The sequence below is a fragment of the Halorubrum alkaliphilum genome, assembly GCF_017873815.1.
GTDB classification, from domain to species: domain Archaea; phylum Halobacteriota; class Halobacteria; order Halobacteriales; family Haloferacaceae; genus Halorubrum; species Halorubrum alkaliphilum.
Window position 1 is genome coordinate 70,683 of the sequence record NZ_JAGGKQ010000011.1, and the last position, 13,521, is coordinate 84,203.

Sequence of the window (13,521 nt, forward strand, 5' to 3'; positions counted from 1 at the left end):
AAAAGGCAGTTCAGCACGCGTCGGCCGACGTCGCTCCGGAGCTGTTCGAGTGATGTACGACGACGTTCTCTATCCGACCGACGGGAGCGAGGCGTCGATGGCAACGCTGCCACACGTCGTGAGTCAGGCGCACGCCTTCGACGCCCGGGTTCACGTCCTCTACGTCGTCAACACCACGTACGCGCGTGTCGGCGCGGGCGGCGGCACCAACGTCAACTCACTCCGCGAGCGGGGCGAGGTGGTCCTCGACGAGTTGGCGGAACGCCTCCGTGGGGAGGACATCGACGTGGTCACGCGCACGCGGGAGGGCGACCCGCACCGGAAGATAACCGCGTACGCCGCCGACGAGACGGACATGATCGTCATGGGGACGCGAGGGCGCGGCGGGATCGAAAAGTACCTGCTCGGTAGCGTCACGGAAAAGGTCGTTCGAACGGCGGACGTGCCGGTGTTCACCGTTCGCACTCCCGAGTCGGATGAGCTCGCGAGCGACGACGGATGACCGAGCGAGTCAGCTCCGTCACCGCGTACACGACGCTTGATTTCGTCGACGCCGAGGCGATCGGACACGAGTGGCGCGACTCCACCTCCGGTGTCGTGGACGTCTCCTCGCCGACCGAGCCGACCGCGACCGACCCCGTCGAGCTACGGATCGAACTCGACATCGTCGACTCCGATCACCTCCCGACTCACGCCGACCGCGTCGACCTCACCCCCGATCAGGCGCGGACGGTCGCCGCGGAGTTGCTCGACGCGGCCGACCGGATCGACGAGGCGGACGGCGATGAACCCGTGGACGCCGACGAAGACGACCCCACCGAACGGTGACGACGAAGCGGATCGGCGGGGTGAACCGATCGCCTCAGTCGTCCGCAGCCGGCGTCTCGGATTCCGCCTCGGCACCCACGTCCTCTCGCGGGCCGCCCGCGTGACCCTCGTGGGCGACGGCGGTCGCGAGCAGATCCGGAGGGATGGCGGGAACGTCCGCCTCCGTGACGGGGCCGTCCCGGTCGATCGCCGCCGTCGAGCGCGGGAACTCCCGGATCTCCTTGTGGATCGCGAGTCCGGCCTTCGCGCCCTGTCCCATCGCCACCGGGATCTGGTTGTGGCCGGGCGTCACGTCACCGACCGCGAACACGCCGTCGGCGCTCGTGCGACCGTGGTCGTCGACGTCGATCCGGCCGTCCTCGGTGAGTTCGCAGCCGAGCGACTCGGCCAGCGCGGTGTTGTACTCCGATCCGTACATCGCGAACCCGCCGCGGTACTCCCGGCGGGTGCCGTCGGCGAACGCCAGTGCCTCCAGCCAGCCGGTGTCGGGGTCGTTGTCGACGCCAGTTACGTCCTCGTCAACCACGTCAACCGGGTGTGCGTCGAGCTGTGCCGCCGTTTCGTCGCTCCACGTCGGCTCCGCGCCGCGGGTCAACAGGTCCACGTCGTCGGTGACGTTGAGCATGATCATCGCGACGTGGGCGGCGGCCTCGCCGTGACCCATCACGTACACGGGCTCGTCGACGAACATGTACGCGTCACAGTGGAGACAGTAGTGAAGCCCCTTTCCGGTCCGCGGCAGCGGCGGGTCGGGCCGTTTGTCGGAGAATCCCGTCGCGAGCACGACGCGGTCCGCGAGGTACGCGTCGTCGCCGGCGACGAGCCTGAAGCGACCGTCCGCGCCGTCCTCATCGTCCGCTCCGTCCAGGCCGTCCGCCGCGTTGTCGACGCGCTCGATCGACTCGACGAAGCCGCGCTCGAAGTCGCCGCCGTAGGCGGCCACCTGATCGCGGGCGGTCGCGAGGAACTCGTTGCCGGAGACGTCCTCGGTGACGCCGATCACGTTGTGGGTGTCCGCCATCATCGCCGCGCGCCCGCCCCCACGGTCGATCAGGACGGTCTCGTGGCCGAGTCGCGCGCCGTACAGCGCGGTCGTCAGCCCGGCCGGCCCGCCGCCCACGACCGCGATCTCGTATGCCGCCTCATCGGACTCGCTCATTACCGGATCACACGAGTCGGATCGGGTTAAATCCCGCCGTGGTGTGCGTGCCGATCGACCGACCGAGGATCGACCGACCGAGGATCGGCTGACCGGCGCGCCGTGCCCGACCGGTCTCCCGGAAGTTTATGCCGGGGTGGTCCCTCCGGACCGATAATGTCGCCGCCGCTCGTCGCCGCGGTCGTCCTCCTCGTCGTCGGCATCGTCGCCGACGTCTGGTCGACGCACCTCGCGATCACGAGCGGCGAGTTCGTCGAGGGATCCCCGGTCGGCAGGGCCCTTATCAGTCGACTCGGCCCGATCCGCGGAATGTTGGCGACGAAGGCGCTCGGGATGGTCGTCATCGGGGTTCCCGTCGCGGTCGCGGGCGGCTCCCGCCGGCTCGTCGCGACGCTGATGTGTGGCGGCGTCGGCCTCCTCTCGCTCGCCGCGGCCGCCCGGAACCTGCTTCTCGTGGCCGGCCGCTGGCCGTGGTGAGACGGAGTCGAGAGGCCCACTGCGAGTTCCCCCCGGCGACGACGCCCGGAACCACAGTGGTTTTCGCCCGGCAGTGAGACGAGAACCCATGTCATCGCTGGACGAGGGACGCGAGCCGCCGGAGACGCGACGCGAGGTCGTCACGGAGACCCTCCACGGGGTCGAGGTCGACGACCCGTATCGCTGGTTGGAGGGCGACGACGACGCGGTCTCGGCGTGGGTCGACCGGCAGAACGAGTACGCCGACGCCCACCTCGAAACCGCGACGAGCGACCGGCTCCGCCCACGATTCGAGTCGCTGGCGGCGGTGGCCGACTACGGCCCGGTCGTCGTCCGCGAGGACCGCTACTTTACGACGGTCCGCGATCCGACAGACGACCACGCACGACTGGAGGTCCGCGCCGAACCCGACGGCGAGGGGACCGTCCTCGTCGACCCGAACGCGTGGCCCGGCAACGACCCCGAGAGCGACGCACCGCCGAGATCGATGGGCTGGTTCGCCGCCGCCCACGACGGGGACCACGTCGCCGTCGGCGTCACGGAGGGCGGCGACGAGAACTACGACATCCACGTGCTGCCGGTTCCCGATCCCGAGTCGATCGGAACGGCCGAGCGCGACGGCGACGGGACCGATCCGGTCGCCGTCCTCGAACGCCGCGGCCGCGTCAACGCCAATAGCTTCGCGTGGGGGGCGGACGGCGGCGGGTTCCACTACGTCGCCACCGGCGAGGCCGACGACGGCGCACAGATGGACAAGGCGATCCGTCGCTACCGCCTCGACGAGGACGGGGAGACGACCCTGTTCGAGCACGACGACCGGCACGTCTGGCCCGGGCTGACGGTCGACCCCGAGAGTGGGCTCCTCGCGATCGCCTTCTCGGAAATGGTCGGCGGGACGGAGTGGTACGTCCACGTCGACGGCGAGCGCCGACCCGTCCTGATCGACACCGACGCGGAAACGTCGGTTCGGTTCCACGACGGGACCGCGTTCCTCCACACGGACCACGACGCGCCGCGGAACCGCCTGCTCGCCTGTTCCGTCGAGCGATTCCGCGAGGGCGACCTCTCCTTCGAGGAGTGCCGCGAGGTCCTCCCGGAGCGCGAGTCGATCCTCCAGTCGGCGGTGCCCGCGGGCGACCGGCTCGTCGTCCACACGCAACAGGACGCCCACTCGCGGCTGGCGGTCCACGACCGCGATGGCACACACCGGCGGGATCTCCATCTCCCCGAGTACGCGACGGTCACGTGGACCACTGCCGCCCGCGACGAGCCGGAGGCCTTCTACGGCGTCACGGGGTTCGACCGGCCCCCGGCCGTGACTCGCGTCGACCTCGACGCCGAGCGGGAGGGGAGCGAGGTGCTCTCGACCGTCGACGTGGACGTTCCGGACGACCTCGTCGTCGAGCAGGCGGTCGTCGAGTCGACCGACGGCGCTGAGGTCCCCGTCTTCGTCTGCCACCGCGAGGACGTGGAGCGGGATGGATCCGGCCCTCGGCCCGCCATACTGTACGGCTACGGCGGCTTCCGTAACAGCGTTACCCCGTCGTTCGGGCGGTTTCGGCTCCCGTTCCTCGCGGACGGCGGCGTCTACGCGCTCGTCTGTGCGCGCGGCGGCTACGAGTACGGCGAGTCGTGGCACGAGGACGGCATGCTGTCGAACAAACAGCACACGTTCGACGACTTCATCGCGGCCGGCGAGTGGCTCGTCGCGGAGGGGTACACCGACACCGACCGTCTGGGAGTCGCCGGCGGGTCGAACGGCGGACTCTCGGTGGGGGCGGTGCTCACCCAGCGACCCGACCTGTTCGGGGCGGCCCAGTGTGAGGTGCCGCTCTTGGACATGCTCCGGTTCCACCGATTCCTGCTCGGCGAGTCGTGGACGACGGAGTACGGCCATCCCGAAGCGGATCCGGAAGCATTCGAGTACATCCGCGAGTACTCGCCGTACCACAACATCGAGGCGGGCGTCGAGTACCCGCCCGTTCTGTTCCGGACCGCCGCGAGCGACACCCGCGTCCACCCGTCTCACGCCCGCAAGACGGCCGCGCGGATGCAAGCGGACGCGGAGGGCGGCCCGTTCCTGCTCCGGACGAAATCGGACACCGGCCACGGCGTCGGCCGACCGAAGTCGATGATCGTCGACGAGCAGGTCGACGGCTGGACGTTCCTCTACGACGCGCTGGGGGTCGGAGACGGCACGCCGTCCGAGAATTCCTCATGAGTAAACCAACAGCAAACAAATGAGTACAGACCGATCATCTCGTCGGGGAATCAAATGACTCCTGATACGCGAGGTCCAAGCTGGTTTACCGAACAACAGGTGCTGGTGACCCTACTGGTTATCGTCGGGGTGCTAGCTGGGTTAGTCGTTCTCCCCTATGTCCAGTACATCGTCTTTGCTGGCGTGTTGGCGTACGTGTTCTGGCCGCTTCGGGAGCGGCTGGTTGCGCGGTTCCGAAGGGACGTTTCAGCGCTTATAATAACGCTACTCGCGATCGTCGTTGTCTCGGTTCCGTTCATCTACCTCCTGCGAGAGCTCACCGGACAAGCCGTCTCGTTCGCTGAGACCGTCGGAGAGGCGAGCGTTGATCAGGAGTACGTCGAAACGGCGCTTCGCGAGTGGGGCCTCACGGTCGACATCGCTGCGGTCGTCGATGAAAACCAGCAACTGATCACTGACGGCGTCGACAGGCTAGCGAACCAAACGCTGTCGACCGCACAGTCGCTTCCGGGAATCGTCATCGGTCTCGTCATCCTGAATTTTGTTCTGTTCGTACTGCTTCGAGACGGCCAACTGTTCATTCGGTGGGTATGGACCATGCTTCCGATCCGCGGGAGCACGAAACGCGAGTTGTTCGCTCGGCTCGACCGTCTCATGTGGGCTTCGATCGTTGGGAACATCGCTGCGGGGGGCATTCAGGCCGTTGCGCTCGGTGGCGTGTTTTGGCTGCTTGGATTCGACAACGTGCTGTTCTTGACCGTTCTCACGTTCGTTCTGGCGCTTCTCCCCCTCGTGGGTGCGTTCGTGGTCTGGGTACCGGCGGTAGGGTATCTCGTACTCACCGGACAGACGGGGCTGGCCTCGGTCATGTTGGTGTTCGGCTTGTTGATCAGTGCGTCGGATTTCTACACGAGACCGCTCGTTATCGGCCACAGCGCAGGACTGAACTCGGCGATAATCGTCGTCGGAGTGTTCGGAGGGATCGTCGCGTTCGGCCCGATCGGGCTCGTGATCGGGCCCGTAGTCCTCGGAGGTGCGAAGGTCACGACCGAGGTAGTGATCGCTGCGAGAAACCGAGATCGGGGCAACAGGAGAGCGTCGTGACGTGCGGTCGGAAACGCCGTGTGTCGCAGGCCGGGAGAGTGACGGACTCCGACTACTCTCCCGTATACAGTCGTTCTGCGGTTCGTGTTGGGAGCCCGACCGACTCGGTCGCCTCGCGGACGCGGTCGATGTCGTACGCGACTCGTCGAAGGTCGACCTCGTCGGTCGCGGTATCGAGGACGGCGTAGCCGGCGTCCGGGTCACCGTCGCGCGGCTGGCCGACGCTGCCCGGGTTGACGACGAACCCGTCGCCGACCGATCGGATCCCCTGGACGTGGGTGTGTCCGAGCACGATCCCGTCGTACTCGCCGAGATGCCGGTCGAGGTTCGGGAACTCCTCCGGGTAGACGTAGGCGTCCTCCCGTTCGGGCGCGGGATGGGAGTGAACGAGGAGGTAGCGGTCACCGGCGAACGTCTCCGCGCGCGGCAGTTCCCGAAGCCAGTCGAGTTGCTCCTCGCTAAGCGTCTCCTTCGCGTGTTCGAGCCCCGCCTCGGCCATCCGGTTAGCCCGGTATCGCGAGGGGGTTTCGACCGTGCGATCGTGGTTCCCGCGGACGGTGGTGCTCGCGACCTCGCGCACGCGATCGACGCAGTCGGCCGGCCACGGGTTGTACCCGATCACGTCGCCGGCACAGACGACCCGGTCGACCGCGGGCATGTCGTCGATCACCGCCTCCAGCGCCGGAAGGTTGGCGTGGACATCCGAGAGGAGTCCCACTTTCATCGCGCGAGGGTTCGTGATCGACGCCTGAATAGCTTCGGTCGGCGGCTCGTGTCCCGGCGAGTTGGGGGTCGGTCTACAATCCCCCGAGCGCTTATGCTCGCACGGCCGCAGGACCCGGTATGGCACCGACGCTCGTCAACGCCGCGTTCGGGGCGTTGCTGGCGGCGGCCCTCCTCGGGGCCGCGTTCGACCGCCGGTCCGTCGCGGTCGTCGTCGCGGCCGCGGCCCTCCCCGACCTCGACGCGGTCGCGAGCCTCGCGCTCGACGGCGCGACGAACGCGCTGCTCCACAACGTCTGGATTCCGCTTGGGGTTGCTGCGCTCCTCTACTGGGACACGACGGTTCGCGGAGAGTCCCGAATCCGCGCTGCGTACGGCTGGCGAGGGGTCCGGATCGCGTGGGTGTCGCTTGCGGCGTTCGCCGTCGCCGGGATCGGCCCAGAGCTGTTCGGGCTCGGTGGTGTGAACCTGCTGTATCCGGTTCACGACGCCTACTACCTCGTGGCGGGTCGGCTAATCGTCTCGACACAGGACGGGATCGTTCAGACGTTTGTCGCCGCCGGGAGCCCCGGAATGCTTCCGCTGGAGAGCCCCGGTACGACCGCGTCGTACGCGATCCCGACGTGGATCAACCCCGACGGCCGACCGGGACTCGCGCTCGGGGCGACGCGCGAGCTCCACGTCGTTCGGACGGGGTGGCAGGCGGTCGTCGTCGCCGCGGCAGCGACGCTGCTCGCTGTGCGGTTCCTGGAGCCGGCCGACGGAGGTGACACGTAGTGCCCTCCAGCGTCGTTCACGCCGGCTTCGCGCTGCTTCTCGCCGCGGGTCTGTTGAAAGGGGCGTACGACCGGCCGGCACTCGCGGTCGTCCTCTTCGTCATCGTTCTCCCGGAAGTCGATAGCCTCATGGGGCCGGTGATGCCGGGCGCACACCGGACCGTCGGGCACAACTTCGTGCTCCCGGCGGCCGCCGGGCTCCTCCTCTACTACGACACGCGCCTCCGCGGGACTTCCCTGCTACGCGAGCGGTTCGCGGACCGCGGGGTTAAGATTGCGTGGGTCGCGCTGTTCGCGCACGTCTTCGCGCACATCTTCCTCGACTGGGCACACTTAGAGGGTGTCAACGCGCTGTGGCCCCTCCACGACGAGTTCTTCCGACTGGAGGGGGAGATCCTGCTCTCGACTGCGGACGGCTTCGTCCAGACGTTCATCGATATCGAACTCGACCCCGACACGGGCGAGCGCACGGTCGACGCCGGCAGCACCGGGACGACGGAGTCGGTCCACGTGAACAACCCGGTCGAGCCCGACTCACCGGAGAACCTCGTCGACGCAGAAGAGATCGACCGTCGGTTCCCAATCGCCCAGCGGGGCTGGCGGCTCTACCTGATCCTCATCGGCGTCTTCGCCGTGGTCGCCCGCCGGTTCCAGAGCGACCCACCCGCCGACGAGGCCTAACGAGCCCGGCTATCGATCGAGGAACCTAACGAGCCCGGCTCCAGCTCCTGTGATCGGCTCACATACCTGACTGTGTATGGCCGGCGAGTGAAGCGGCTGGGGGCCGTACTGGTAACCGATGAGTCACACCCCATCCGGCACGCAGGGGGAAGCGTCGAGCGCCCCTACGGACGAGCCGCTGGCGGGCGAGTCGATCGCGGTCGTGGGTGCGGGGTTCGGCGGACTCTCCGCGGCGGCGTATCTCGCGGACGCCGGCGCGGAGGTGACCGTGCTCGAACGCAACGCACACCCCGGCGGATACGCCGGCCGGATCGAGCGCGACGGGTTCCGGATCGACACCGGTCCATCCTGGTACCTAATGCCGGAGGTGTTCGACCGGTTCTTCGAGGAGTTCGGCCGCGAAACCGAGGAGTTCTACGAGTTGACCGAACTCGACCCCCTCTACGACGTCTACTGGAAGGACGGAGACCACGCGCGGATGCCGCCGGACCGCGAGGGACAGAAGGCGCTGTTCGAGTCCTACGAGGCGGGTGCCGGCGACCGTCTCGACGACTACCTCGCGGACGCCGCCGAGGCGTACGAACTCGGGATGGAGCGGTTCGTCTACCCCAGTCGGTCGCGGCTGCGAGATATGGTCGACACCGACGTGCTCCGGTCGGCGCGCGCGCTTCCGAAGCTGCGGACGATGGACGACTACGTGGGGTCGTACTTCGATGACCCAAAGCTCCGGCAGATCGCCGAGTACAAACTGGTGTTTCTCGGCGGCTCCCCGTACAACACGCCCGCGATCTACACGTTGATGAGCCACGTCGACATGAACCTCGGCGTGTACCATCCGACCGGGGGGATCGCAAGCGTGATCGACGGGATGGTCGAGCTCGCGACCGACCTCGGCGTGACGATTCACACCGACACCCCCGTGACCGCGATCGACCCGACGACCCCGAGCGCGACGCGCGAGAGCCCCGGGTTCACGGTCGAGACGAGCGGGACGGAGGAAGGGGCCACGAGGGAGTTCGACCGCGTCGTCGCCAACGCCCCTCCGACCCACGTCGAGCGCGACCTGCTTCCCGACGAGCACGCGAACCGCGAGGCGTACTGGGACTCGCGGACGTACGCCCCCTCCGCGTTCCTGTTGTACTTCGGCGTCGAGGGCGACGTCGAGGAGCTGGAACACCACTCGCTCGTGTTGCCGACCGACTGGAAACCACACTTCGAGACCATCTTCGATGACCCCGGATGGCCCGATGACCCCGCGTACTACGTCCACGTCCCGTCGAAAACGGACGAGACGGTCGCCCCTGACGGTCACGAGGCCGTGTTCCTCCTCGTGCCGCTTGCTCCCGGGATCGAGGACACCCCGGAGATCCGCGAGGAGTTCCGGGAACTCGTCCTCGACGATCTGGCGGCCACCGCCGGCGTCGACTTCCGTGATCGGATCGTCCTGGAGGAGTCCGCCTGCGTCTCGACGTTCGCCGACCGGTTCAACGCGCCGAAGGGGACGGCGCTCGCACTCTCACACACGCTCGACCAGACCGGGCCGCTTCGGCCGGCCCACCGCGCGCCCGGCGTCGACGGGCTCTACTACGTCGGCGCGTACACGAACCCCGGAATCGGGATGCCGATGTGCCTGCTCAGTGGCGAACACGCGAGCGAAGCCGTCATCGAAGACGCCACCGACGGCGGAATCGTACCGCCCGTAATCCCGACCTCGACGCGCTGGTAGGTAGCTCGTGGCGCGAGAGGTTTTGCGGACCACGGATCGTGGATCGCCGCCCACAACAGGCTCTTGATGTCGTGGCTCGTATCGATCGTATGTCGGACAGACCAGACTCACGAGAACCTGAAGTGCTGGTGATCGGGGGCGGCGCAACCGGGATCGGAACGGCCCGCGACCTCGCGCTTCGCGGGGTGGACGTGACCGTCGTCGACCGCGGTGGACTGTGTAGCGGGACCTCCGGACGGTCCCACGGGCTGTTACACAGCGGCGCGCGGTACGCCGAGGCCGACGAGAGGGGTGCTGCCGAGTGTATCGAGGAAAACCGGATCCTCCGACGGATCGCGGGCGCGGCGATCGAAGATACCGGGGGGCTCTTCGTCGGATTGGCCGACGACGACGCCGACTATTTTGCGGAGAAGCGAGCGGCGTGTGAGGCGGTCGGGATCCCGACCGAGACGCTCGATCCCGACACCGCTCGGGAAGCCGTTCCGGACCTTGCCGACGACGTGGAACGGGTCATGCGGGTTCCGGACGGAGTCGTGTACCCGTCCAGACTGATCGCTGCGAACGCGCTCGACGCGGAGGCGCACGGCGCGACGATCCACCCGCACGCGCCCGTGGAGTCGATAACCGTTGAGGACGGCCGAGTGTCTGCGGTCGCACTCGGCGGGAGCGTCGACGGGACGGTCCGACCGGAGTACGTCGTGAACGCCGCGGGCGCGTGGGCGGGAGAGGTCGCCGCGATGGCCGGACTGGAAGTGGAGATGCAGCCGACCCGCGGCGTGATGGTCTCGGTCGAGTACGACGGGCTGGGACCGGTGTTGAACCGGTGTCGGGAGCCCGACGACGGCGACATCGTCGTCCCTCACGGCGACGAGGTGGTACTCGGAACCACGAGCGTCCCCGTGAACGACCCCGACGACTACGAGCAGGCGCGTTGGGAGGTGGAGACATCGATCGAGGAGTGTGCGGCTATGCTCCCGGACGTCGCGGACGCGCCGGTCGTCCGCGAGTGGTGGGGCGTCAGACCGCTGTACGCGCCCGACGAGGCCGAGCGCGGTGGGCGGGGGATTTCCCGCGGGTTCTTCCGATTGGATCACGCCGCGGACGGCGTCGACAACGCGGTCAGCGTCGTCGGCGGAAAGCTGACGACCTATCGGATGATGGCAGCGTCGACCGCCGATCTCGTCTGCGATCGGCTCGGCGTCGACGCCGAGTGTGAGACCGCCGAGCGCGAACTCGTCGGGGCCGACGACCCCGAACGGCTGGACGAGGCGATCACGCGCTTCGACGGCCAGGGACCGACTGACGTCGACGTGGTCGGTACGGCGGACTGACGCGGCGCGGCGAGGTCGTCGCTGCGACCGCCTGAGGCGGCCCCACCGCCCCCGTCTCGGCCCGGCCCGTCCCCGGAATCCCGAAACGGCCGATGGGTTTTATTTATCCGTACCACCGGCGATCGTTCATGATGATCGTAGGCAGGGAGGGTCGACGGGACCGGAAGAGCGCAACCGCACGCGGTCAGGCCGCACGTGGAACGGACGAGGACGGTGGAGTGACATGACGCCGAGCGCGCCGCTCGCGTTGATCCCGCTCGTCGTCGTCGGCGTTCTGCTCATCGGGCTGTTGTGGCCCGCCTCACGGGCGATGCCGGTCGCGTGGGTCGCCGCCGCGGGCGTCGCGTTTCTCGCGTGGGACATGCCGCTCGAGTGGATCGCGGCGGCATCGATAGACGGGGCGATGGCCGCTATCGAGATCCTCTGGATCGTCTTCGGCGCGCTCGTGTTGTTGTACACCCTGATGAACTCGGGGGCGGTCGACCGGATCAACGCCGGGTTCGCGTCGATCAGCGACGACCGTCGAGTACAGGTGGTCCTGCTCGGGTTCTTCCTCGCGACGTTCATCGAGGGCGTCGCGGGGTTCGGCACACCCGCAGCGGTCGTCGCGCCGCTCCTCTTAGCGCTCGGGTTCCCCGCGCTCGCCGCGGTGGTCGCCGCGCTCGTCGGTCACGCCGTCGCGACGGTGTTCGGCGCGGTCGGAACGCCGGTGATCGTCGGGTTTGAACAGCCGCTGGAGACCGTTGCCGACGCGATCATCGGCGGCGGTTTCGACTCCGTCGGCGCGTACGCCGTCGCAGCCGGCGGGTGGGCCGCCGTGTTCAACGGGATCCTCGGCGTGTTGATGCCGCTTTTCGCCGTCGGGATGGTCGTCTACTTCTTCGGCGAGACGGATCCTGACAATCGATCGCTGGCCCCCGTCTGGGAGGTCCTGCCGCTGTGTCTGTTCGCGGGACTCGCGTTCGCGGTGCCGTACGTCGCGTCCGCGTGGCTCGTCGGGCCCGAGCTCCCCTCGCTGTTCGCCGCGATGGCCGGCGGAGGCGTCGTCGTGGCGGCGTTGAACGCCGGCTACTTCCTTCCTGAGGAGGAGTGGGAGTTCCCCGAGCGCGAGGAGTGGCCGGACCACTGGGTCGGCAGCATCGAACCGGGCAGCGAGGAGGCCGACGCGACCACCGAGACGATCGATTCCGGTACAGAGTCGATGTCAATCCTCCGGGCGTGGTCGCCGTACCTCGTCCTCGTCGTGCTGCTCGTCGGGACCCGCGTTGTCGACCCGGTTGCGTCGTTCCTCCAAGAGGGGCCGGGGATGGCGATCGAGTGGAGCGGAGTACTCGGGACGGACGTCACCGGCGCGATTGCGTGGGCGTACGTTCCCGGCACGTGGCTCCTCGTCAGCGCGCTCGTCGCAATCCCGCTGTTCGGGATGGGTCGTGACTCCGTCTCCGACGCGTGGCGCGAGGCCGGCGCGAAGATCATCTCACCAGCAATCGCGTTAGTGTTCGTCATTGCGATGGTGGAGATCATGTTACAGACCGCGGACGCGCCCGCGAGCGTCGCCGACGGGAGCATGATCGTCGTGCTCGCCGACGCCACCGCGTCGACGTTCGGAGCGGCATACCCGTTCCTCGCGCCCACCGTCGGCGCGCTCGGCGCATTCATCGCCGGATCGATCACCGTGAGCAACATCACGTTTACCGCCTTCCAGTTCGAGATCGCACAGGGGCTCGCCCTCCCGACGCAGTTCCTCGTCGCCGCCCAGAGCGTCGGCGCGGCGATCGGCAACGTGATCGCGATCCACAACGTCATCGCCGCGCTCGCGACGGTCGGACTCGTCGGGAAGACCGGGCGCGTGGTGCGACTCAACCTGATCCCGCTCACGTACTACCTCGTGGTCGGCGGGCTGTTGACGGGGCTGTTCGTCTACGTCCTCGCGCCCGGGACGTTCTGAGAACGGACCGGAGCGCGGAGTTCGTTCCCGTGTTCGGCGATAACAACGATCGGTTTAACTGAAGGACGCGGTCGGCGCGCGCCTCCGAGCGCCCGGCAGGGCGCGAGTAGGGAGAGACCAAAGGTCTCTCTGACAGCCGGCGGCAACGCCGCCGGCGAGAGCACGCGCGAGGGAGTCAGGGGGCGGTCGCCGAGCGGTTTCCGGCGACCGCCCCCTGACGAGGCTGGGGAGGTGCGAGGCTGCGGTTGCTGTCCGGGGTGGGACTCAAAGGGGCAGTCGCCGGACTACGTCCGGCTGCCCGAGGCGCGGAGCGCCTCGCTGCCGTGCGGGCCCCGTAGGCGTTCACGAGAGCTCCGCTCTCGTGAGCCAATCAGAACGCTGCGCGTTCTGATGACGACGTAAGCACCGCAAGGAGCGGAGCGACTGAGGAGCGTGGTTCGAGAGAGCGAAGCTCAGTACCTCACAAAGCCGGTTAGTTAGAACGTCTGCTTGCTGTGAATGTGACCAAACACCAGCAGCAAGCAGACAGTGAACTCCACGAAGACCA

12 protein-coding genes are annotated in these 13,521 nt (G+C 68.0%); 10 read left to right on the top strand and 2 right to left on the bottom strand.

The window, feature by feature from the left end; genetic code table 11:
* The first annotated feature begins 52 nt into the window (after nucleotides 1-52).
* Together J2751_RS08740 and J2751_RS08745 are read left to right on the top strand one after the other, a co-directional pair.
* The gene (locus tag J2751_RS08740) at nucleotides 53-502 is read left to right on the top strand and encodes a universal stress protein (RefSeq protein WP_209485212.1); all 450 of its coding nucleotides are present in this window, start codon (nucleotides 53-55) and stop codon (nucleotides 500-502) included.
* Nucleotides 499-828 carry a DUF6360 family protein gene (locus J2751_RS08745; protein ID WP_209485213.1) on the top strand — a complete coding sequence of 110 codons (330 nt, stop codon included), beginning with the start codon at nucleotides 499-501 and terminating at the stop codon, nucleotides 826-828. The genes J2751_RS08740 and J2751_RS08745 overlap by 4 nt, the downstream gene beginning before the upstream one ends.
* A 34-nt stretch (nucleotides 829-862) precedes the next feature.
* Here J2751_RS08745 and J2751_RS08750 read toward each other — a convergent pair whose 3' ends face one another.
* On the bottom strand, nucleotides 863-1,987 hold the full coding sequence (locus J2751_RS08750) for an NAD(P)/FAD-dependent oxidoreductase (RefSeq protein WP_209485215.1): 1,125 nt from the start codon (nucleotides 1,985-1,987) through the stop codon (nucleotides 863-865).
* A 156-nt stretch (nucleotides 1,988-2,143) separates the two neighbouring features.
* Here J2751_RS08750 and J2751_RS08755 point away from each other — a divergent pair, with 156 nt between their 5' ends.
* The 3 genes from J2751_RS08755 to J2751_RS08765 all read left to right on the top strand — a co-directional run bounded on the left by J2751_RS08755 (nucleotide 2,144) and on the right by J2751_RS08765 (nucleotide 5,789).
* Nucleotides 2,144-2,464, top strand: a complete 321-nt coding sequence (locus tag J2751_RS08755) for a hypothetical protein (RefSeq protein WP_209485217.1) — start codon at nucleotides 2,144-2,146, stop codon at nucleotides 2,462-2,464.
* 88 nt (nucleotides 2,465-2,552) lie between these two features.
* Nucleotides 2,553-4,685 carry a prolyl oligopeptidase family serine peptidase gene (locus tag J2751_RS08760; protein ID WP_209485219.1) on the top strand — a complete coding sequence of 711 codons (2,133 nt, stop codon included), beginning with the start codon at nucleotides 2,553-2,555 and terminating at the stop codon, nucleotides 4,683-4,685.
* 105 nt (nucleotides 4,686-4,790) lie between these two features.
* Nucleotides 4,791-5,789: an AI-2E family transporter gene (locus J2751_RS08765; protein WP_209485221.1), complete on the top strand. Its 999-nt coding sequence runs from the start codon at nucleotides 4,791-4,793 to the stop codon at nucleotides 5,787-5,789.
* A gap of 52 nt (nucleotides 5,790-5,841) precedes the next feature.
* Here J2751_RS08765 and J2751_RS08770 read toward each other — a convergent pair whose 3' ends face one another.
* Nucleotides 5,842-6,513 (bottom strand): metallophosphoesterase family protein, encoded by a 672-nt coding sequence (locus J2751_RS08770; RefSeq protein WP_209485223.1) that lies wholly within the window; start codon nucleotides 6,511-6,513, stop codon nucleotides 5,842-5,844.
* Between the two features lie 119 nt (nucleotides 6,514-6,632).
* Here J2751_RS08770 and J2751_RS08775 point away from each other — a divergent pair, with 119 nt between their 5' ends.
* The 5 genes from J2751_RS08775 to J2751_RS08795 all read left to right on the top strand — a co-directional run bounded on the left by J2751_RS08775 (nucleotide 6,633) and on the right by J2751_RS08795 (nucleotide 12,974).
* The gene (locus tag J2751_RS08775) at nucleotides 6,633-7,289 is read left to right on the top strand and encodes a hypothetical protein (RefSeq protein ID WP_209485226.1); all 657 of its coding nucleotides are present in this window, start codon (nucleotides 6,633-6,635) and stop codon (nucleotides 7,287-7,289) included.
* Nucleotides 7,289-7,969 carry a metal-dependent hydrolase gene (locus tag J2751_RS08780; protein ID WP_209485228.1) on the top strand — a complete coding sequence of 227 codons (681 nt, stop codon included), beginning with the start codon at nucleotides 7,289-7,291 and terminating at the stop codon, nucleotides 7,967-7,969. Before J2751_RS08775 ends, J2751_RS08780 begins: the two co-directional genes overlap by 1 nt.
* 118 nt (nucleotides 7,970-8,087) lie before the next feature.
* A complete protein-coding gene (locus tag J2751_RS08785; RefSeq protein WP_209485230.1) occupies nucleotides 8,088-9,695 on the top strand; it encodes a phytoene desaturase family protein in 1,608 nt (535 codons plus the stop codon).
* An 89-nt stretch (nucleotides 9,696-9,784) separates the two neighbouring features.
* A complete protein-coding gene (locus J2751_RS08790) occupies nucleotides 9,785-11,026 on the top strand; it encodes an FAD-dependent oxidoreductase (RefSeq protein WP_209485232.1) in 1,242 nt (413 codons plus the stop codon).
* A gap of 223 nt (nucleotides 11,027-11,249) precedes the next feature.
* Nucleotides 11,250-12,974: an L-lactate permease gene (locus tag J2751_RS08795; protein WP_209485234.1), complete on the top strand. Its 1,725-nt coding sequence runs from the start codon at nucleotides 11,250-11,252 to the stop codon at nucleotides 12,972-12,974.
* Nucleotides 12,975-13,521: the final 547 nt, after the last annotated feature.